This window comes from Halomonas sp. 3D7M (genome assembly GCF_014897885.1).
Taxonomy (GTDB): Bacteria; Pseudomonadota; Gammaproteobacteria; order Pseudomonadales; family Halomonadaceae; genus Vreelandella.
Genome location: NZ_JABUZF010000082.1, coordinates 14,623 through 36,688 on the forward strand (window position 1 = coordinate 14,623; position 22,066 = coordinate 36,688).

Consider the following 22,066-nt stretch of genomic DNA (forward strand, 5'->3'; position numbering starts at 1 on the left):
ATGACGCAGCCAGTGAGCGACGCCAGCCAAAATATCGGGATGGGTCACGTGTTCAAATTCATCAACGACGAAACGGCACGAGGAACGTTGTTCGGGTAACTCTCCCAACCAGCGCTCAAGCTGCTCGATGCAGTCAGCATTGTCAGCCATGGGCGAAAGCACATAGGCGTCATCGAACAGTTTGTTCAACGCTGCCCGCCAGTAGGTTAGAAAGCGTGCTGGCTGATTATCACGCTGATCCAATCGTAGCCAAGCGGCCTCCTGCTCCAGCGCGGGTAACCGTTCGGCCAGCAGTGTCGTTTTGCCATAACCCGAGGGCGCTGCCAGCACCAGCAGGCGGGTGCGCTCGTTTAAGGCGAAATGGTCATTAAGGCGTGGCCGGGCCACCACACTAAGCGGCAGCGGCGGTGCCTTTAGCTTTTCTTGGAGTAACGACATCAGCGCCTCCCGATATCAGTGCTTTTACCTAACAAAAAGCCCGCGACACGTCGCGGGCAATCAGCATTGGAGAAACAGTTTTCGCTAGCGAGCAGCGGCTTACGCTTAGAATCTCTGCTTAAAACCTCTGCTTAGAACCATACCTCGCTTTGTATGCCAAAGGTAAATTCACCGCCAGTAAATCCATCGCTACCTAGAGAGCTGGCACCGTAGCTATTAAGGCTCTCGTCCCAGTCGCTGTAAGTCGTGAATAGACGGATCTCAGGACGCTTCCAGAAACCACCTACTTCGGGCTTGAAAGTCGGTGCGATAGTGAACTTCATATAGTCACCATCGACTGCGTTACGGTCACTGTAACCCTGTGGATCTAAATCCATCCACTGATAGCTAGCTTCGTACTGCATTTCGAAATTCTGATTGATTTCATTGGCCAGACGCACGTTTAGCGTAGCCCAATCATAGCTGTCACCGTTAGCGAAGCGATCTTCACTGGTTTCAGCCAGTATCGACGGTGCAATACGCCACGTCGGTGCAATGTAGGTCGTTCCGTATAGCGCCAGCCGCGTTGCGGTCGCATCATCCGTCAGGTCGCCGTTGCTACCCAACCCTTTAACTTCGGCCCCTAAGCCTTGGCCGTGCAGTACAGCGGCCTTAAAGTTACCCTCGCCCATGCCGAAGAAGCTGTCGCCGTGGTAAGCCACCATGGTATGCCAGCCGGTATCAGCCGCGGTTTGGCCCACGCCAATATCACGCTCATCGTTATCAGCAGCAGACATGCCGTTGACCATGACCTGCCAGTTACCGAAGTAATTATTAGAGGTCAACACGAGGTTATCCGTATCGCTATTTTCTCCATCTAAACCGGGATTTTCACGGTTGACGAGCGGATAGTCGCTGAAGCTGCGGCCATAAACTGAAAGGTTACTCTTCCAGTTATCGGCTAGCTGCATGTCGTATATACCGCCACCGGTACCGGCGAGGAAGACAACATCGCTATCTAGCCAATGGATATCAAAGTTATCGCGGTCAAAACGCTTACCGGCCCAAATGGAAGCGTTTTCAAACGCGCCGGTAAAGCTTGGTAAGTCACTAAATTCGGCATACACCTGGCGCACGTTTAGGTTGGTATCGTCACCTACCCAATCGTTACTGGAATTAGTACCAGCAGCCAACATCGTGGTGTAACGGGCTTTTGCACCGTTATCAAACTGCATGCGGTAGTTAAGAATGGCTTCAGAGTATGTATCCGGCTCGTTGCCCAAACGACCAACGGCACCGCCATTGCCACCCGCGGGTGTTAGATAAGGACCAGCTGGTGCGCTTTTGCCATCTTCACCAATTAGCAGGCCGGAACGCGCATAGACATTAAAGGAGAATCCCTCTTCACCGCTGGATTGGCGCTCTACACGGGCAAGGCGTTCTTCAATATCAGCATTGGTAGCGGGCGCACTTGACGATGGTGCAGCATGTCCCTGCTCAGCTAACTCCGCGCGACGCTCTGCAGCCTCCGCCCGCTGTTCGGCAGCGGCAATTCTTGCTTCTAACTGAGCAAATCGCTCTTCCAATGTTGTGTCGGCGCTAGCAGTGCCACACAGCCCAAAACTGGCAGCGGCGATGGCAATGGCGAGAGGTGTTTTGAATGTCATTTTGTGCATTGTTTTAAACCCTAATTTATTAAGCCCTTGTTTTTAAAAGCCATATTATTAAAACTCATACTCTTAAAAGCTGTATTTCTAACAGCTGCATTTCTAAGAGCTGTGTTCCTAAGAGCTATGCTTTAAAAAAAGCGTTTTAAAAATCGCTTTAAAAACTTGGCTTTAAATCTTTTATTTTTGAGATTTTGTTGAAAACGTAAGTTTCTGATGCTTTTGCTTTAAACCTTCCTTCGAGCCAAAGCCATCAGTCTGTCGCTTTACTGCACGGATAGCCCACGCTCATCAACACGCCCAACGACTCTCCCACTGAGTGGCGCTAAACGCTGTTCTGCGAACCGAATCCAGCAGATTATGTTGCAAAGCAACTACGTTTTATCCCGCCAGATAACGGTAGAAAGAACTTAATCGATTAAGAGGTAGTAAACCAACAAGAAATCACTAATTATCGACCAATGTCTAAACTGTTCACTAGGTTAGAAAAAAGTGATGCAACGGCATTAGACAAAAGTCGCTATTGAACTTGTCACGAGGAGACGGCTAACTGGCACCTTACTTAATCGTTTAAGTAGGCGCTACAAGCGCTTTTAACACTCATTACCCATAACAACAAATGCCGAGGAACGCCCTATGAAAAAGACACTACTCACTTCTGCCATTGCTTTGGCTAGTCTCGCTAGCGCCACAGGTTCTGCCCAGGCGGCTGAGTTAACCATTTCTTGTGGAGCTGTTGGTGCGGAACTTACCCTTTGCCAAGAAGGTGTGAGCGCCTGGGAAGAGAAGACCGGCCACAGTGTCGATGTGGTTTCAACGCCAAACTCATCTACTGAACGTTTGTCACTCTACCAACAAATTTTATCCGCCAACTCTAGCGACATTGATGTCATGCAGATCGATGTCGTCTGGCCCGGCCTACTCGCTAATCACCTGCTTGATTTAAGCGAAGTACTCGGGGAAGACGCCGCGGCAGGCCACTTCGACACCATTGTCACCAACAACACTATCAATGGCCGCCTAGTTGCGATGCCCTGGTTTACCGACGCAGGTGTTCTGTATTACCGCGAAGACTTGCTGGAGAAACATGGCCATGACGTACCGACTACGTGGCAAGAACTGACCGACATCGCGCGTGATATCAAAGATGCCGAGCGCGCAGAAGGCAATGATCGGATGCAGGGTTTTGTCTTCCAGGGGCGTGCTTATGAAGGACTTACCGTCAATGCACTGGAGTGGGTATCAAGCTTCGGTGGCGGTACCGTGGTAGATCAGAATGGCGAAGTCACCATCAATAACGAGAAAGCTGCTGCAGCGCTGGATTTAGCAGCCTCATGGATTGGCGACATCTCTCCAGAAGGCGTGCTGAATTACACCGAAGAAGAAGCCCGTGGTGTCTTCCAGGGCGGCAATGCCGTATTTATGCGCAACTGGCCATACGCCTGGTCACTGGCTCAAAGCGAAGATAGCGATGTACGTGGCAGCGTCGGCGTCACCCAGTTGCCCGCAGGTGGAGAAGACGGTCGAAGTGCAGCCGGCTTAGGCGGTTGGAACTTAGCAGTATCCCGCTATAGCGAACATCCCGAGCTTGCCGCTGACCTGGTCGCTTTCTTAACCGGTGAAGAAGAGCAAAAGCGTCGTGCTATCCAAGCGTCCTACAACCCCACCATCGATGCGCTTTACCAAGATGAAGAGGTACTGGAAGCCGTGCCTTTCTTTGGCACTCTTTACGACACCTTCACCAACGCCGTCGCCCGTCCGTCAGCACCTACCGGGGATGCCTATGGCCGTGTTAGCAATGCCTTTTTCAGCACTTCCCATGATGTGCTTTCGGGCACTAAAACTGGCGCTGACGCCGTCGCTGACCTCGAAGGCGATCTACTCCGCCTGAAGCGTCGCAACTGGTAACCGCGGAGATACCTATGTCGACCTCTTCAAACAACAGCGCGCCCCTGGAGGCGCGCTCAGCCGCAGCGCCAGCGCGTCGGCATCGCGGCACTAAAGTACGCCGTCAGCGAGTCAAAGCGGCTTGGCTGTTCTTGGCTCCCATGCTGATCGCATTAACGTTGGTGGCTGGCTGGCCGTTAATGCGAACATTTTTTCTAAGCTTTACCGATGCCTCACTGTCGGACCTGGGTGCGGCTAATCTAATCGGGTTTGAAAACTATCTGGTTTACGACAATGGCCGCTGGTTCGGGGTTCTTGCTGACCCAGTCTGGTGGCAATCTGTTTGGAACACCGTTTATTTTTCAGTGGTATCTGTCTCTTTAGAAGTCATTTTTGGTGTCATTGTGGCACTGATTCTAAATGCGGAGTTTAAAGGTCGGACGATTGTTCGCGCGGCGGTACTGATTCCGTGGGCAATCCCCACCATCGTTTCCGCCCAAATGTGGGCGTGGATGCTCAACGATCAGTTCGGCATCATCAACCACCTGCTAATGACGGTTGGGATAATCGATAATCCTATTGCCTGGACCGCCAGCGCTACTTACTCCATGTGGGCAGTCATCATGGTCGATGTCTGGAAAACAATTCCGTTTGTCGCCCTGTTGGTGTTAGCCGCCCTACAAATGTTGCCAAAAGATTGCTACGAAGCCGCAGAAGTAGACGGCATTCATCCCGTGCGTGTGTTCTTCAAAGTTACCCTACCGCTGATTACGCCTGCCTTGATGGTGGCGGTGATTTTCCGCCTTCTAGATGCCCTGCGGGTGTTCGACGTGATCTACGTACTGACGTCTAACTCAACCAGCACGATGTCGATGTCAGTCTATGCGCGTCAGCAGTTGGTTGAGTTCCAGGATGTTGGTTACGGCAGTGCTGCCTCTACCCTGTTGTTCTTGATTATTGCCCTGGCCACCGTTGCTTACCTCTATTTAGGCCGTAACAAAATACAACTAGGAGGTGACTGATGAACCAACGTCAGTTAGCCAAAATTGCCAAGCGCGTCGGCTTTTGGGCCTTAATTGCGCTGATTATGGTATACGCCGTTTTCCCATTTTATTACGCGGTCATTACCTCACTTAAACCTTCCAGCGAGCTTTTCCGGGTTGAACTTTGGCCCTCAAATTGGAACCTGGACAACTATGCGCAGATTTTTAGCCAGTCGAGCTTTATCCGTGCGATTTTTAACTCAATAGTCGTAGCATTTAGCGTTGTTTTCATCGCGCTGCTACTGGGTATCACCGCCTCTTACGCGCTGGGCCGGGTTCGCTTCCGTGGTCGCTCGACCGTCATGCTGGTCATTCTTGGGGTTTCCATGTTTCCTCAGGTTGCGGTGCTCTCAGGTTTGTTTGAGGTGATTCGCGCACTAAATCTCTACAACAATCCCGCTGGCCTCATTCTGAGCTACACCATTTTCACGCTGCCCTTCACCGTCTGGGTACTTACCACTTTCATGAAAGAACTGCCCATGGAGTTGGAAGAGGCCGCCATTATGGATGGCGCTACGCCCTGGATTACGATTACTAAGGTCTTCCTACCGCTAATGTGGCCCGCCATGGCAACCACTGGCCTGCTCGCCTTTATTGCTGCGTGGAATGAGTTTCTGTTTGCCTTAACCTTCACACTCACTGATGCACAGCGCACCGTGCCTGTTGCCATTGCCCTGCTGTCAGGTGGTAGCGCCTACGAGCTGCCTTGGGGGCCAATCATGGCCGCGTCGGTCGTCGTCACCGTGCCCCTGGTTATCTTGGTCATCATTTTCCAACGTCGCATTGTTTCAGGCTTAACTGCAGGCGCAGTTAAAGGCTAAGCGTGGGTGTTATTTACGTTTTATTAAGGACTTATTCATGCAAGACAACCTGACCTGGTGGCGCGGCGGCGTTATCTATCAAATTTACCCGCGCAGCTTCCTAGACAGCCGTGGCGACGGTATTGGTGACTTGAAAGGCATTACCGAAAAGCTCGATTACGTCGCTTCTTTGAATGTTGACGGTGTCTGGCTGTCGCCTTTCTTTACGTCTCCCATGTTGGATTTCGGATATGACGTCAGCGACTACCGCGACGTTGATCCGATGTTTGGCACCCTGGATGATTTCAAGGCGCTGCTCGACAAGGCCCATTCGCTAGGCCTGAAAGTAATGATTGATCAAGTCATCAGCCATACCTCTGAACAGCACGCTTGGTTTAAAGAGAGCCGCCAGAATCGCACCAACCCCAAAGCCGATTGGTTTGTGTGGGCAGACCCTAAGCCCGATGGCACACCCCCTAATAACTGGCTATCTATTTTTGGCGGCCCTGCCTGGACCTTTGATTCACGCCGCCAGCAGTATTATCTACACAACTTTTTGACCAGCCAGCCGGATGTCAACTTCCACAACCCGGAAGCCCGTCAGGCGCAGCTGGATAACATGCGCTTCTGGCTGGATCTTGGCGTTGATGGTTTCCGCCTTGATACCGTCAACTTCTACTTCCACGACACCGAGCTGCGTGACAACCCACCGGTGCCCAAAGGTGAATCCAAAACCCTGGGCGCCCCAGAGGCTAACCCCTACACGTGGCAGCGTCATGTCTACGATATTAGCCGCCCTGAAAACGTAGATTTCTTAAAAGACTTACGCGCCTTGATGGACGAGTATCCCGGCACTACGACCGTGGGCGAAATCGGCGATGACAACCCACTTGAGCGCATGGCTGAGTACACCGCAGGCGGTGACAAACTGCATATGGCTTACACCTTTGACTTGCTCAATAAGCCACGCTCCGCTAGCTATATTCGTCATGTTATTGAGCGCTTTCAGCGCTTAGCGGGCGACGCTTGGCCCTGCTGGGCAACATCCAACCATGATGTTGAACGCAGCGCATCACGCTGGGGCGCTGAAGAAGATCCCATTGCTTATCCTAAAGTGATGCTCGCCATGCTGTTTTCCCTACGCGGCAGCGTCTGCCTTTATCAAGGGGAAGAGTTAGGGCTGCCAGAAGCCGACGTGCCCTTCGAGCGCATTCAAGACCCTTACGGCAAAGTGCTCTGGCCAGAGTTTAAAGGCCGAGACGGGTGCCGCACGCCGATGCCATGGACCGATGGCACCCAGGCAGGTTTCTCGGCCATTGAGCCATGGCTCCCGGTAGAAAAACGCCACCTGCCATTGGCGGTTAGCCGACAGCACACGAACCCGGACTCAACGCTTAACGGTGTGCGCCGGATGCTGGCTTTCCGCCAAGCGCACTCCGCGCTGTTCGACGGTGATTTACAGCTGATTGAGGTTGGCGAGGAGTTACTGGGCTTTATTCGTCAAAATGACCAAGCCAAAGTGCTGTGTGTCTTTAACCTGACGGGGAATGAGCTGCAAACAGCACTCCCCTTAGACGTCATCGGTGACCTGGAAGGACACGGCTTCACTACGGCACGTCAAGATAATGTGCTGACGCTGCCCGCCTATCAAGCCGCCTTTATGCACGTTGCTTAGTCAAATCAATGGCAATACTCAATAACAACATTCAATAACGATAGTCGGCCCGATACGAGGAATGCAGCATTGAGGCCGACAAGGAGCTAACCATGGCAAGTGTTACGCTTGAAAAGATCAACAAAGTATTTGGTCGCGATCACATTATTAAAGACGTTGACCTGACCATTGGCGATGGTGAATTTGTCGTCTTTGTTGGCCCATCCGGCTGTGGCAAATCCACGCTGCTGCGCCTTATCGCGGGTCTTGAGTCAATCACCGACGGTGACTTAAACATTGGTGACACGCTGGTCAATGACCTTCCCCCACGTGAACGTGGTGTGGGCATGGTGTTCCAGTCGTATGCTCTTTACCCGCATATGACCGTTTATGACAACATGGCCTTTGGCTTGAAGCTTGCCAAAACAGACAAAGAGACGGTCCATGAACGGGTAATGAGTACCGCTAAAATTTTGCAGCTTGAAGACCTGTTACACCGCAAGCCGAAAGCACTGTCGGGCGGTCAGCGCCAGCGTGTTGCAATGGGCCGTGCGATGGCTCGGGAACCTCGCATTCTGCTTTTTGATGAGCCACTTTCTAACCTGGATGCGTCGCTGCGAGTACAAATGCGCAACGAGATCGCTAGGCTGCACAATCGCCTGGGCTCTACGATGATTTATGTGACCCACGACCAAGTCGAAGCAATGACCCTGGCAGATAAAATCGTGGTGCTAAAAGGCGGCCATATCGAGCAAGTAGGCAGCCCACATGAACTTTATCAACGCCCAGCCACCAAGTTTGTCGCCGGTTTTATCGGTTCACCGACGATGAATTTTATGCCCGCGGAGCTTGCCAGCGGTTCAACAGATGGTTGCAAGGTAACTGCAAAAGGCTTGGGAGAAGTCGCACTTCCCCAAGCCGCAGATAGCTATCGTACGGGCAGCTCGCTTACCTTAGGCATACGCCCCGAGCACCTACGTTTAGAGGCACCCAAGGGCGATAATTGCTTTGAAATTTTCAATGTCGAGTACCTGGGTAATGAGGTCTATGTCTACCTAGAACCCAAGGAGGGCGATACACTGCTTATCCACCGCAGCGAAGCCCCAAGCAAGTGGGAAGAAGGCCAAAAAGTATCCCTGGTGCCCGACATTGAGCATGTGCATCTATTTGATGAAAGTGGTGCGGCGTTGATGCTTTCTGAGGCACGCTCTGCGGCTTAACGAACGCTATCGACTGCGCTGTTGCTGAGCGAACAACGGCCTTTGATGCTACTACCTGTATAGCAACGGTAGTGGAAACAACGTCAAGGCCGTATTTTTGTGCGTCAGATTCAATTCATTAGCCTGCGATGTAAAATAACGCCCAAATAATTAAACAGGATAGGAAACCCGTGACTGCCCATCGTCGAATGACTCTCAAGGATCTTGCCACAGAACTCGGCGTTTCCACTGCGACAATATCAAACGCTTTCAACCGCCCCGACCAGCTTTCGCCTCTGCTACGCGATCGTATTTTAAGCGAGGCCAAACGCCTTGGGTATAACGGTCCAGATGCCAAGGCCCGCAGTCTACGCACCGGGCGCTCCAGCATTGTTGCGGTTATTCTTGCCGAAAGTCTGACCTACAGCCTCAATGATGCTGTCGCCAGTGAATTTTTATCCGGTGTCGCTGAAGTACTTGATGCTCATGGGCATACCATGCTGCTACTGCCTGGCCGGGGTCATGCCTCCCAGCCGCCAGGGTCTGCAAACATTGCCGATGGCTTTATCGTTTACGGCCTGATGCCTAATAACAAGCTGCTAAGCGAGCTGCCTGCGCAGCGGCCACTGGTGTCTGTGGATTTCGACATTGATGGCAGCCCGACTGTGCATATCGATGACCAAGACGCGAGCTACCACCTTGCCCAGCACGCGTTAAAAACGCGTCCACAGCGGCCTGCGGTGGTTAATCTTCGTCTGACAAAAGAGTATTGCAACGGCCGAATAAGCAATCAGCACACCCTACTTCCAGACAGCAGCACCATCAGCCGTGCACGTCTGGCCGGATTTCATGCTGCACTCACCGAACATGGCTTTGATGCTGAACAGATCCCACTATGGAATATCGAAGAGAACGTGTTTGATGTGTGCTCTCCTGTGATCACAGAAATCCTCGACCTGCCTGCCACGCAGCGCCCAGATCTGCTGCTATGCATGTCAGACCGCATTGCACTTACCGCGCTGACGCTAGCCGAACAGCGTGGCATTCACGTACCGGGGGAGCTAAGAATTACCGGCTTTGATGGCATTGCTGAAGGGCAATATAGAGCACCGCGTTTAACGACCGTGCGCCAGGACAGTGCAGGCAAAGGCCGCGTGGCGGCAAAAATGATTCTAGGCCGAATACCCAAAACCCAGCAGCTACTCAAAACTGAGTTGCTGCTGGGCGACACTTGCCCATAAGGGTCAGTCAGGTGTTATTTGGCCGTTTTCTGCATGGCAAGGGCGGTATCTAACATACGGTTGGAGAAACCCCACTCGTTGTCGTACCACGCCATAATTTTCACCAGGCGGCCATTCACACGGGTGTGATTAGCATCAAAAGTAGATGAATGCGCATCATGATTGAAATCAATAGACACCAGCGGTTGTGCATTAACCGCTAGCACAGACGAGTTCGCCGCTGCTTTTTCAACAATGGCGTTGATCTCTTCTTTGCTGGTATCGCGACTTGCCGTAAATGTTAAATCTACCAGGGAAACGTTGATCACCGGCACGCGTACGGCTAACCCATCAAACTTACCTGCCAGCTCCGGCAAGACCAAACCAACGGCCGCTGCTGCGCCTGTTTTGGTCGGAATCATCGAATGCGTCGCACTACGCGCGCGGTAAGGGTCGGAGTGATAAACATCCGATAGGTTCTGATCGTTGGTGTAGGCATGAACCGTGGTCATCAAGCCATTTTCAATGCCTACAGCATCGTTTAACGCTTTGGCGACAGGCGCCAAGCAGTTAGTCGTGCACGACGCATTGGAGACCACCGTGTGTTCAGCCGTCAAAATATCGTCATTAACACCATATACGATAGTAGCGTCAGCATCGGGGCTGGGGGCAGAGATCAACACACGCTTAGCACCCGCTTCTATATGCTTGGCAGCGGCTTCTCGCTTAGTGAACAAGCCTGTGCACTCCATGACGAGATCAATGTTCATGGATGCCCAAGGAAGCTGGCTAGGATCACGCTCAGAAGAGATCGCGATGCGATCGCCATCCACACGAATACTTTCGGCATCATGCTCAACGGCAAACGGAAAGTGGCCGTGAACCGTATCGTGACGCAGTAGGTGCGAGTTTAGGGAAGGATCACCCAAATCATTAATCGCAACCACTCGGACACGATCCCGATAGCCATTTTCGTACAGCGCACGTAGTACGTTACGACCAATCCGTCCAAATCCGTTAATAGCAACTCTTATTGTCATGATGGCACCTCAATCAAGCAGTGGTAGTCGATGGCGTATCCAGTAAAAAAATTACTAAAAATACGTATTTATTCACCTTTAGGTCAATTTTTACCTATCCAAACTGCCCTTAAAGGCTAATAACATCCCAATATGTAGTAAAATTACTATATAAAGGCTATCGTAGTCCAATAATTAATCACCGCCAAGATGGTCAATAGGAGTAACGTTTATGACTCGCTCAACATCTCCCACTCCCCTTCGCCGCACCAAGATTGTCGCGACGCTTGGTCCAGCAAGCGACCGCCCTGGCGTGCTGGAAGCCATGCTAAAAGCGGGCGTTGATGTCGTGCGGCTAAATTTCTCCCATGGCGCCGCAGACGACCACCGCCGCCGCTTGAAAGAGGTACGCGAGATTGCCCAGCGACTAAATCGCAGCGTTGCCGCCTTGGGTGACCTGCAAGGGCCAAAAATCCGTATATCGCGCTTTGCCGAAGGTGCTGTGCACTTGGACATTGGCCAGGCCTTTGTGCTCGACATGGCGTTGGATGCCAACAGCGGCACGGCCGAGCGCGTCGGCTGTGATTACAAGTCGCTGATTGACGATGTCGCCCCTGGTGACCGGCTACTGCTGGATGATGGCCGTGTCGTGCTGGACGTCACCTCGATTATTGGTCAAGAAGTCCACACACGCGTTCACGTAGGTGGCAAGCTTTCCAATAACAAAGGCATCAACAAGCAAGGCGGCGGACTATCCGCCCCGGCGCTTACCGAAAAAGATAAAGAAGACCTAAAAACCGCGATCGATATCGGGGTGGATTACCTGGCGGTATCGTTCCCACGCAGCGCTGCTGATATGCAAGAAGCGCGCGACCTGCTCGGTGAAGCAGGCAAGGAAATAGGTCTGGTTGCCAAGCTTGAGCGCGCCGAAGCGGTTGCCGATGATGAGACACTGGATGGCATTATCGAAGCCTCTGAAGCCGTGATGGTCGCCCGAGGCGACTTAGGCGTAGAAATTGGCGATGCCGCACTGATCGGCACTCAAAAACGCATCATCAAGCATGCTCGCACGCTTAACCGTGCGGTCATTACCGCCACACAAATGATGGAGTCGATGATTGAGTCGCCACTGCCCACCCGCGCGGAAGTATTCGACGTGGCTAACGCAGTGCTGGATGCCACCGACGCCGTCATGCTCTCTGCGGAAACCGCCGCGGGTGACTATCCGGTAGAAACCATTCAAGCGATGGATCGAGTATGCCTCGGCGCTGAGCGCGAACGTATTGCTCAGTCATCCGGCCACCGTATTCATGAAGGCTTCGAGCGCATTGATGAAACCATTGCCCTCTCTGCCATGTATGCCGCTAACCACCTCACCGGGGTACGCGCGATAGCCTGCATGACCTCGACAGGTTATACGCCACTGATTGCCTCACGCATTCGCTCTGGTCTGCCGATTGTGGGACTTGCACATAGCCCGATTGCCCAACGGCGCATGGCGCTTTATCGCGGCGTCGTGTCGATCCCCTTCGACACCACCCATATGGACCCTAAAGAGCTCAACCAAGAAGCCGTCAAGCTATTGCAAGCGCATGGTTTGGCACACCCTGGCGATCATGTCATTCTTACCCGCGGCGACCACATGAACGCCCACGGCGGCACTAACACCATGAAAGTGCTGGCCGTTGAAGAAGCGTAAATCTAACTGTGACCTGAAATAGCCGGAATGTTAACTGGAGAGCCATGCCATGAGCGACGCACGTCCACCCCGCCAAGCCGTTCGTACGCTGCAACCGCGTAAACGCATTGCGCTAATTGCCCACGACGGCAAAAAAACCGAAATGCTGGAGTGGGCAACACGCTGGCAGGAAACGCTCAGCCAGCACACTCTCATTGGTACGGGGACGACCGCTGGGCGGCTCAAAAATGCGCTTGGCCTAGAGGTCGAGGGGTTGATGAGCGGGCCGCTGGGCGGTGATCAGCAAATTGGTGCGCGGATTGCCGAACAACAGCTAGACGTGCTGATTTTCTTCTGGGATCCGTTTGCCCCTCAGCCCCACGATCCTGATGTCAAAGCGCTGCTGCGTTTAGCCGCGCTATGGAACGTGCCGGTAGCATGCAATGCGGCGAGCGCCGACTTTTTACTGTCGTCGCCCTATCTCAGTGAACGCTACGATATGTCTATTCCGGATGCACAGGCCTGGGCTCAAGCCCGCACGGTATAGCTCTTAACAACTTTAGTACTGAATAACTAAAGCTCTGAACAACTCAAGCTCTGAACGAATCAATGGGGCTTATCGGGTACGCAGGTGGCGCGCCACAACCTGTTGCCCACACTGATAGTCGCCGTTCATGGCATTCAGGGCGCAGCGCAGGGTGAGTTCAGCAATGCGATCATAATCTTGCAAGGCTGAATTCACCGCTTGCGGCAGAAAATCCAATAAGCGGTGGTCGCCAAAGGTGGCTAACCGCATATTCTCTGGCAGCCCACCGCGCTCCAGAAACACGTCAAACACCCCTTCCATCAGCACATAAGACGCGGTGATCAACGCATCAGCGCCCCCCTTCTCATCCAGCAGTTGAGCGGCAAGACGGGCGCCTTCGCTACGCTCGTAGTGCGTACCGCTAAGTAAAACCGGCTCGATAGAGGTGTCTTGTAGCGCTGACTGAAAACCCACCCTCCGCTCGCGACTGATCGACAAGCTTGGCATCGCTTCTAACCACGCCACCCGCCGCGTGCTACCCGTAATGACCGAGCGCGTTAGCGCATATGCCGCGTCTTGATCGTTACTGACGACACTGGCAAAACGCGTCGGCGCAAGCCCTCGGTCCATTCCCACAACGCACCAACCTTCATCTACCAACTCAGAATAGAAAGTGTCCTCTTCGGCAAGGCAGCTGGCGGTAATAAGCACCTCACAACGCTGCGCGCGAAGCGCCAATGCCAAAGCCCGCTCGCTATCGGCACAGTCATCTGAGCTAGCCACCAACAGCTGATAGCCCTGCTCTCTCGCGCCACGCTCTAAGCGCTTCGCGAGCCGCGCATAGCTGATATTTTCAAGGTCCGGCACGATCAATCCAATCAGCCGACTTGCCCCACGACGCAGCGCCGCTGCCTGCGGGTCAATGTGATAGCGATGCTGCCGCACGACCGCCATTACTTTCTCAATGGTGGCATTACTAATACGCCGTTGCTCGGCCTGGCCATTAATTACATAGCTCGCCGTGGTGCGCGATACGCCCGCAAGCCGGGCAATGTCGGCAAGTGTCATGCAATTCTCCCTCTGGTTGCCGGTGTAGTTTATCAGCCGTTTCTCCCCACCCAGACTAAAGTCTAGAAAGACAACCCTTGTGTCTTTAAGTGAATCGATTCAGCATAGCCAACTAACCACAGATGACACGATTCATCCAGTGAAGCTCAACGCTCTACGACCAACGTTTAAGCATGATCACGCTGCAGACATCACCCTTGGCTGACAGCGTTTACAGGAGAACCCTATGTTAACTCTCGGCCCAGATGACATCTTGCTCGACCGCCATGCGGACGACTGGCAAGCTGCACTCGACATCGCCGCTAAGGCGCTAACGGATGCGGGCTTAGTTGAGGCCGAGTACCGTGATGGCCTCCATGCGCGCGAAGCGCAGTCGTCAACATATCTTGGTAACGCGATTGCCATTCCACACGGCACGCCGGAAAGCCGTCAGCACGTAAAACATACCGGCGTGAGAGTGCTGCAGTTCCCCAAAGGCGTTCAGTGGCATGACGGCCAGACGGTCTATGTTCTGGTGACGATAGCCGCGCAAAATGACGAACACCTGGATATTCTGCGCCAGTTGACCCACGTCTTAGACCGCGAAGGCGTCGCCAACCAGCTCGCCAGCGCCAGCTCGGCTGTCGAGGTAGCGCGTTTACTTTCCAAGCCAGCGCTTAAGCCACGCCTGGATGCCGATACGCTGTGCATTAACTTCCCCGCTCGCGACCCTCAAGAGCTTGCCCTGGCCGCCGCCGCACGGCTTCGCCAAAGTGGCTGCGTTGATAACGCTTTTATTAGCGCCATCGCCAGTGCTTCCCCCCAATGGCTGGGCAAAGGATTTTGGTTAGCAAGCCAAGTGCAAGGGGTGACACAACCCGCACTAGGTGTTGCCACGCCAGCCGATCCTAAACTGGAGCATAGCGGCCACCCCGTCCATGCGCTGTTCTGTTTAGCGGCCAGCGGCGATGCCCACCGCCCACTGCTTGAACAGCTATTAGCCGTGTTGGAGAACGGTGAAAGTGGCAGTTTGGTGGGCAAAAACAGCGCACAGCTGCTGGCCACGCTGGCGGGTGAAACCGCCAGCACTCAAACTCGCCGCGTGCGCGTCTTGAACCCCCACGGCCTACACGCCCGCCCGGCAAAACAGCTGGTACAGGTCGCCCGCGCGCAATCAATGCCGATTAACGTACGCCTTGAAGAAGGCAGTGCTTCCACGGTTTCAGCCGCCAGCCTGACCAAAGTGATTGGCTTGGGAGCACGGCGTGGCCAGTGGCTGATTCTTTCTGCTGAAGGTGTGCAGGCAAGTACCGCGCTAGGCGCAGTAGCCGCCGCCGTTGAAGACGGTCTAGGTGAGAAAGTCACGCCGTTCGACGGCGGTTTTGATACCAAGTCGGTTACTAACACGAGTAAGCCCGTCGAACCGTTAGCCGCCGACGCCCCACACGCAGGCGTCGCCGCTTCGCCGGGCTTGGCCATTGCGCCGGTGTTTGTGATTCGTCCGATGCAGTTCGACTATGCTGAACACGCCAGCGACCCCGATCACGAAATTAACCGCCTGGAACTAGCGCTGAAAGAGGGGGCGGCTCAACTTCAAGCACTGGTGCATAACGCCCCTGGCGGCGAAGTGGCCGACATTCTCTCGATGCACGAAGAGATGCTCGACGACCCCGAGTTGCAGCACGCTGCGATTGATGCGATTCGTGAAGGTCGTTCAGCAGAAGCTGGTTGGTGGAACGCCATTGAAACCGCCGCCCACGCCCAGGAAATGCTCGCCGACCGCCTACTGGCCGAGCGCGCCGCTGACCTACGCGACGTAGGCCGCCGCGTGCTGGGGGTATTGTGCGATGTCCAACTGCCCGAGCCACCTGACCACCCGTATATTCTGGTGATGGATGACATCGGCCCTTCCGACGTTGCCCGCCTGGATACCTCACGCGTACGCGGCCTGCTTACCGTGCGCGGCGGCGCCACCGCTCACAGTGCCATTCTGGCTCGTGCGCTAGGTATTCCCGCTGTTGTCGGCGCCGGTGAAGCCGTCATGGCATTGCATAACGGCAGCATGATGATTCTGGACGGTGAACGTGGGCGAGTTACCTCCCAGCCTTCCGAAGAGCGCCTGCAGCGCGCAGAACAACAGCTTCTCGACCAGCAACAGCGCGAAGCCGATGCCTGGGAGCTGCGTTTTGAGCAAGCCCAAACCCGCGACGGGCATCGGGTGGAAGTGGCAGCCAATCTTGGTAACACCGCCCACGCCGCCGATGCGGTTGAACGCGGTGCCGAAGGCGTTGGCCTGCTGCGCACCGAGTTCCTGTTTATGGCCTACTCAAGCGCACCGGATCTAGCCACCCAAATTGCCGAGTACCGCGAAGCCACCGATGCCCTGGATAGCCGCCCGCTGGTCGCGCGTACTCTGGATGTCGGGGGCGACAAGCCGCTGCCCTATTGGCCGGTTCCCCAGGAAGACAACCCGTTCCTTGGTCTACGCGGCATTCGCTTAGCGCTGACCGAACCGAAAGTGCTGGAAACACAAATCCGCGCGCTGCTGATGGCAGCTGTCGGCCGTCCGCTACGCATCATGCTGCCGATGGTTAAGGATGTCGCTGAATTCCGCGCCGCCAAAGTCATCTATGACCGCCTGCTTAGCGAAATCCCACCACAGCAGCGCGCCACTGATGTGCAACTGGGCGTGATGATCGAAGTGCCTTCCAGCGCACTGCTAGCACCTACGCTGGCGGCCGAGGTGGACTTCTTCTCCGTCGGCACTAACGATTTAACTCAGTACACCCTGGCCATCGACCGCGGCCACCCAGAGCTTTCTGCCCAGGCCGATGGCTTGCATCCCGCCGTGCTGCGCTTGATTCAAATGACCGTCGATGCCGCCCATGCCCACGGCAAATGGGTCGGCGTATGCGGCGAACTCGCCTCGGACGCCATGGCCGTGCCAGTACTGGTAGGGTTAGGCGTTGATGAGCTTTCCGTCAGCGCGCGACAAATTCCGCTAGTCAAAGCGCGCCTGCGTGAATTTGATCTTGCCGATGCCAAAACCACTGCCCAGCTAGCGCTAAGCAAAGCCACCAGCGATGAGGTGCGTGACGCCCTGGAGGCCCGCTAATGGCCCAGGTAGTGTGCATTACACTCAACCCCGCGCTGGATTTAGCGTTCAACCTTGAAAAGCTGACACTCGGCCATGTGAACCGCCCCCACAGCGCCCAGTTAGAAGCTGCGGGCAAAGGCGTTAACGTAGCACGCGTGCTGGCCAGCTTAGGCCATCAGGTGATTGTTAGCGGCTTTCTCGGCCAGCATAACGACGCGCCGTTCAGCTTGGCATTCCCCCACTACGGCGTAGAAGATGCCTTTGTACGAGTACCCGGTAGCACACGTATTAACGCCAAGCTGGCGGAGCAGAGTGGCCGCATCACTGATATTAACGGCCCCGGCATGCCGATTGAGGCGGCCCACTTAAATGCCTTACGAACTACCCTAGACGACTTGTTTCAGCGCCCCGCCCCGCCCCAAGCGGTCGTCGTTGCCGGTAGCCTTCCACCAGGTATTGATCAGCCGCTATTTGCTGAACTACTGGCCACCCTAAAAAGCTATGGCGTACCACTTTGGATAGACACCAGCGGCCCAGCACTGCTGACCGCCATTGCTGTTCAGCCTGCGGCTGTAAAACCTAACGAAACGGAACTCGCTGACTGGGCTGGCAGCGCGCTAGATTCACATCAACAACGCCAGGTCGCCGCCGAGCGACTGCACGCCAGCGGCATTGAGCACGCACTGATTTCCGCAGGCTCAGAGGGCGTTTTATGGGTTAGCTCACAGGGCACTTGGCAATCTACCCCGCCTAGCGTAAACGCCACTAATACCGTTTGTGCGGGCGATACCTTTGTGGCTGGCATGCTTCATGGGCTGCTCAGCGACTGCGCCCCACCAGACACCCTTCGCTTTGCAACGGCACTCTCTGCCGAAGCGGTTCGCCACGTCGGCGTGGGCACCCCCCACGCCGACGACTTTGACTTACTCCAACAACAGACTTTGGTACGGCGTCTTGACGACACCATCACCAAGGGAGCCACGCGATGAACCTGATTCTAATTACCGCCTGCCCCAGCGGTATGGCGACCACCTTTCTGGCCGCCAAGCGCCTTGAGCAAGCGGCCACGCGGATGGGCTGGAGCGCTCATGTGGAAATGCACGGCGAGATTGCGCCGCTGCAAGCGGCCACCGCTGAGCAAATTGCTAATGCCGATTTAATTGTGGTGGCCGCCGATCACATTCCTGCCCCAGAACGTTTTGATGGCAAGCGACTTTTCCAGGCGCCGATTGCCAGCGCCCTGCCCGACCCCAGCGCCTTTTTAACTCAAGCCAAGCGTGAAGCACCCATTTACGCGGCCCCTGCAACCCCGACAGCCGCTGCTACTCCGGCGAGCAACACGGGCGGCAAGAAGATTGTCGCTGTTACCGCTTGCCCCACCGGTGTTGCCCATACCTTTATGGCCGCTGAAGCGCTAGCCGAAGCAGGCAAAGCCATGGGGCATGCCATTCGTGTGGAAACTCAAGGCTCAGTAGGCGCTCAGGATCATTTAACCGAACAAGAGATCGCCGACGCCGACGTGGTCGTACTGGCCTGCGATATCGACGTTGACCCAGTGCGGTTTGCAGGCAAACGTATCTACCGCACCTCAACCGGCAACGCACTAAAAAAGCCACGCCCCACGCTAGAAGCCGCCCTTGTTGATGCTAGCGTAGAAAACGCCAACAGCGGTTCGGGCAACGCCAATAAGAGCGTTAAAGAGAAAGGCGTTTATAAGCACCTACTCACCGGCGTGTCGTTCATGCTGCCTATGGTGGTAGCGGGCGGTTTGCTGATTGCGCTGTCGTTTGTATTCGGCATTGAAGCCTTTGAGCAGGAAGGCACGCTGGCCGCTGCGCTTATGCAAATTGGCGGCGGCACCGCCTTCGCGCTAATGATTCCTGTGCTAGCGGGTTACATTGCCTACTCCATCGCCGACCGCCCCGGTATTGCGCCAGGTATGATTGGCGGTATGTTGGCGGCCGACATTGGCTCCGGGTTTATCGGCGGCATTTTGGCAGGCTTCCTGGCAGGCTACGTGGCCCTAGCGGTTACCCGCTACGTTAAGCTGCCCTCCAGCGTTGAATCGCTCAAGCCTATTCTGATCATCCCACTGGTGGCCAGCCTGGTCACCGGCCTAACGATGATCTATGTGATTGGCGAGCCTGTCGCTGCATTGCTAAGTGCGCTGACCAGCTTCCTGGCCTCTATGGGCTCTACTAACGCGGTGCTGCTGGGCATTCTATTGGGTGCAATGATGTGCTTCGATTTGGGCGGCCCCGTCAATAAAGCAGCCTACACCTTCGGCGTGGGCTTGTTGGCTTCAGAAACCTACGGCCCAATGGCAGCCATTATGGCGGCAGGCATGGTGCCAGCGATTGGCATGGGCATTGCCAGTTTCGTAGCGCGCAATAAATTTTCTGAACCAGAACGTGAAGCAGGCAAAGCTTCGTTTGTACTCGGCTTTTGCTTTATTAGTGAAGGGGCCATTCCCTTTGCGGCGAAAGACCCGTTGCGGGTTATTCCCGCTTGCATGGTGGGCGGTGCAATCACCGGTGCGCTTTCCATGCTGGTAGGCGCGAAACTAATGGCACCTCACGGTGGTATCTTTGTGCTGCTGATTCCCAACGCCATTACCCCTGCACTGCTCTACCTTGGCGCGATTATCATCGGCTCGCTGGCAACCGGTTTAGGCTATGCCTTTATCAAACGCGGCGCCGCCCACGTCGCCGTTACCAGCTAAACGCTTGAACGTCAGTGCTGAGCAGGCAGCCACCTGCTCAGCGCCTCTTTTGCTACGCATATTCCCCCTTACCCCACACCAACAACGGTTTATTACTAACTTTTCAGCCACCAGTCGCTTAACAGTTGCTTAAACCGGGGTTTTATGTAGTATTTTTACATAAATAGATACATAAATAGTACAAGGCACGAGCCAGCAACATAGCGCTCGTCACTTAATAATGATCTAAAACAACAGGACCGCCTTCTATGTTTCAACTCACCCGCAGCGTTACTTGGCAGGCACTTGAACGCCTGCGCGACAAAACCGCCAACGACCGCATTCGTGATTACTTCACCAATGACCCGCAGCGCTTTGAAAAAATGAGCCTGCGGGTGGGCGGCCTGTTTCTGGATTACTCCAAACACCATGTCTCAGATGAAGTGCTCAGCAAACTACTGGAACTGGCCGACCACTCTGCCTTGGTTCAGCGCCGAGCGCAGATGTTCTCTGGCGATATTATCAATGTCACCGAAAATCGTCCGGTACTGCACACCGCACTGCGCAATTTAAGCGATGAACCCGTGCATGTTGACGGCGATGACGTGATGCCGGAAATCAATCGCACCCGGGAACAAATCAAGCAGTTCTCAGAAGCGGTTAGAAGCGGCGAGTGGAAAGGCTATAACGGCCAGCGCATCAAAGACGTGGTCAACATTGGCATTGGCGGCTCGGATCTTGGCCCCAATATGGCGGTACGCGCACTGCTCAAATACCGCCACCCGGAACTGCACTTCCACTTCGTCTCCAACGTCGATGGTACCCATATCCAGAAGGTGCTTTCACGGCTAGACCCGGCGACCACGCTGTTTATCGTTTCAACCAAAACCTTCTCTACCCAGGAAACCCTGCTGAACGCCAAAACCGCACGGCGCTGGTTTCTGGAAAATGCCGGAGAAGACGCCGATGTCGGTGCCCACTTTATTGCTGCTTCCACCAACCGCAAAGCGGCGATGGAGTTCGGCATTCGTGAAGAGAATGTGTTCGAGTTCTGGGCTTGGGTCGGTGGCCGCTACTCCATGTGGTCATCTATCGGGCTGCCGATTGCGCTTTCAGTTGGTTTTGAAGGTTTTATCGAGCTGCTGGAAGGCGCTCATGAGATGGACCGCCACTTTATCGAAGCACCCTTCGCGCAGAATATGCCAGTTCTGATGGCATTGATTGGTATCTGGTACATTAACTTTGTTGGTGCCGAAACCCAGGCCATCGTGCCCTACGACCAAGCCTTGAACCAACTACCTTCGTTCCTGCAACAGTTGGATATGGAGTCTAACGGCAAGTCAGTCGATATTTTCGGCCACCCAGTTAACTACAAAACCGGCCCGATTGTTTGGGGGCAAACCGGCTCTAACGGTCAGCATGCTTTCTTCCAGCTACTACACCAGGGCACCCGCTACGTGCCGATCGATTTTATTGCCTCGCTGAAACCTGAACCCGGCGTGGAAGACCACCACTTCGCCTTGCTAACCAATATGCTCGCCCAGGCCAACGCCTTTATGGAAGGTAGCCAAGGGAACAGCAAAGAGCTGAGCCAACACGACCCCTATAGCTGCCCCGGCAACCGCCCTTCCAGCACACTGCTGCTGGACGAGCTAACGCCCAAAAACCTAGGCGCGCTGATTGCCCTCTACGAGCACAAGGTATTTGTGCAAGGCGTTATCTGGAACATCAACTCATTTGATCAATGGGGCGTGCAGCTTGGCAAACGCATTGCCGGTGAAATCAGCGAGCGCATCGATACCAACGCCGCCGACTTCGACACCTCAACACAAGGTCTACTGGAGCTGGTACGCGCTCATTTTCCTGGCGACAGCAGCGCAAAGCAAAGCGCCCCAGCCAGCGCTGATAAAAAGCCTGCTAGGAAGAAGCGTTAAGCGGAGAGTTGGGTAACCGTTAGATAAACAAACGCCTTGGCTGAAAAGCCAAGGCGTTTTTGGTTTGATCTTTGATGCCAGTATCGACACTGATTGAAGGCAATCAGAAGCCCCGAGCCGCCTAAATTAATCCGGCGAAAATTGCTCGAAGACCGTAAGCGTTCATTCCAGGACGTA

16 protein-coding genes and 1 pseudogene are annotated in these 22,066 nt (G+C 54.5%); 12 read left to right on the forward strand and 5 right to left on the reverse strand.

The window, feature by feature from the left end:
* Together INT22_RS20220 and INT22_RS03070 are read right to left on the reverse strand one after the other, a co-directional pair.
* Positions 1-438, reverse strand: a pseudogene (locus INT22_RS20220) (HTH-type transcriptional regulator MalT); the annotation flags it as partial.
* Positions 439-569: 131 nt separating this feature from the next.
* Entirely contained in the window at positions 570-2,093 is a 1,524-nt protein-coding gene (locus INT22_RS03070; RefSeq protein WP_193067663.1) for a carbohydrate porin, read from the reverse strand.
* Positions 2,094-2,720: 627 nt separating this feature from the next.
* Here INT22_RS03070 and INT22_RS03075 point away from each other — a divergent pair.
* From INT22_RS03075 to INT22_RS03100, 6 genes are all read left to right on the forward strand, one after another.
* A complete protein-coding gene (locus tag INT22_RS03075) occupies positions 2,721-3,992 on the forward strand; it encodes an ABC transporter substrate-binding protein (RefSeq protein ID WP_193067664.1) in 1,272 nt (423 codons plus the stop codon).
* Positions 3,993-4,006: 14 nt separating this feature from the next.
* On the forward strand, positions 4,007-4,993 hold the full coding sequence (locus tag INT22_RS03080) for a carbohydrate ABC transporter permease (protein WP_038483262.1): 987 nt from the start codon (positions 4,007-4,009) through the stop codon (positions 4,991-4,993).
* On the forward strand, positions 4,993-5,835 hold the full coding sequence (locus INT22_RS03085; protein ID WP_038483259.1) for a carbohydrate ABC transporter permease: 843 nt from the start codon (positions 4,993-4,995) through the stop codon (positions 5,833-5,835). Before INT22_RS03080 ends, INT22_RS03085 begins: the two co-directional genes overlap by 1 nt.
* Before the next feature lie 37 nt (positions 5,836-5,872).
* Complete coding sequence (locus tag INT22_RS03090) at positions 5,873-7,489, forward strand: alpha-glucosidase (RefSeq protein ID WP_193067665.1); 1,617 nt, start codon at positions 5,873-5,875, stop codon at positions 7,487-7,489.
* A 92-nt stretch (positions 7,490-7,581) separates the two neighbouring features.
* Entirely contained in the window at positions 7,582-8,688 is a 1,107-nt protein-coding gene (locus tag INT22_RS03095; RefSeq protein ID WP_193067666.1) for an ABC transporter ATP-binding protein, read from the forward strand.
* A gap of 188 nt (positions 8,689-8,876) precedes the next feature.
* Positions 8,877-9,908 carry a LacI family DNA-binding transcriptional regulator gene (locus tag INT22_RS03100; protein WP_089037946.1) on the forward strand — a complete coding sequence of 344 codons (1,032 nt, stop codon included), beginning with the start codon at positions 8,877-8,879 and terminating at the stop codon, positions 9,906-9,908.
* Between the two features lie 14 nt (positions 9,909-9,922).
* Here INT22_RS03100 and gap read toward each other — a convergent pair whose 3' ends face one another.
* On the reverse strand, positions 9,923-10,927 hold the full coding sequence (gap, locus tag INT22_RS03105; RefSeq protein WP_193067667.1) for a type I glyceraldehyde-3-phosphate dehydrogenase: 1,005 nt from the start codon (positions 10,925-10,927) through the stop codon (positions 9,923-9,925).
* Positions 10,928-11,138: 211 nt separating this feature from the next.
* Between gap and pyk the strand changes: the two genes are divergently transcribed.
* Together pyk and INT22_RS03115 are read left to right on the forward strand one after the other, a co-directional pair.
* Entirely contained in the window at positions 11,139-12,605 is a 1,467-nt protein-coding gene (pyk, locus tag INT22_RS03110) for a pyruvate kinase (RefSeq protein ID WP_038483243.1), read from the forward strand.
* Between the two features lie 49 nt (positions 12,606-12,654).
* The gene (locus INT22_RS03115) at positions 12,655-13,131 is read left to right on the forward strand and encodes a methylglyoxal synthase (protein ID WP_038483239.1); all 477 of its coding nucleotides are present in this window, start codon (positions 12,655-12,657) and stop codon (positions 13,129-13,131) included.
* Positions 13,132-13,200: 69 nt separating this feature from the next.
* Here INT22_RS03115 and cra read toward each other — a convergent pair whose 3' ends face one another.
* On the reverse strand, positions 13,201-14,178 hold the full coding sequence (gene cra, locus INT22_RS03120; protein ID WP_193067668.1) for a catabolite repressor/activator: 978 nt from the start codon (positions 14,176-14,178) through the stop codon (positions 13,201-13,203).
* Between the two features lie 226 nt (positions 14,179-14,404).
* On the opposite strand from cra, the gene ptsP reads away from it, so the two are divergent.
* The 4 genes from ptsP (at position 14,405) to pgi (ending at position 21,889) form a co-directional block, all read left to right on the forward strand.
* The gene (gene ptsP, locus INT22_RS03125; RefSeq protein ID WP_193067669.1) at positions 14,405-17,272 is read left to right on the forward strand and encodes a phosphoenolpyruvate--protein phosphotransferase; all 2,868 of its coding nucleotides are present in this window, start codon (positions 14,405-14,407) and stop codon (positions 17,270-17,272) included.
* On the forward strand, positions 17,272-18,243 hold the full coding sequence (pfkB, locus tag INT22_RS03130) for a 1-phosphofructokinase (RefSeq protein WP_193067670.1): 972 nt from the start codon (positions 17,272-17,274) through the stop codon (positions 18,241-18,243). Before ptsP ends, pfkB begins: the two co-directional genes overlap by 1 nt.
* Positions 18,240-19,976 carry a PTS fructose-like transporter subunit IIB gene (locus INT22_RS03135; protein WP_193067671.1) on the forward strand — a complete coding sequence of 579 codons (1,737 nt, stop codon included), beginning with the start codon at positions 18,240-18,242 and terminating at the stop codon, positions 19,974-19,976. The genes pfkB and INT22_RS03135 overlap by 4 nt, the downstream gene beginning before the upstream one ends.
* Before the next feature lie 248 nt (positions 19,977-20,224).
* Positions 20,225-21,889 carry a glucose-6-phosphate isomerase gene (gene pgi / locus INT22_RS03140; protein WP_193067672.1) on the forward strand — a complete coding sequence of 555 codons (1,665 nt, stop codon included), beginning with the start codon at positions 20,225-20,227 and terminating at the stop codon, positions 21,887-21,889.
* Here the strand turns inward: pgi and INT22_RS20225 are convergent.
* Positions 21,886-22,066, reverse strand: a 181-nt coding sequence (locus INT22_RS20225) for a hypothetical protein (protein ID WP_226912366.1), incomplete at its 5' end; no start/stop codon positions are given. The genes pgi and INT22_RS20225 overlap by 4 nt on opposite strands.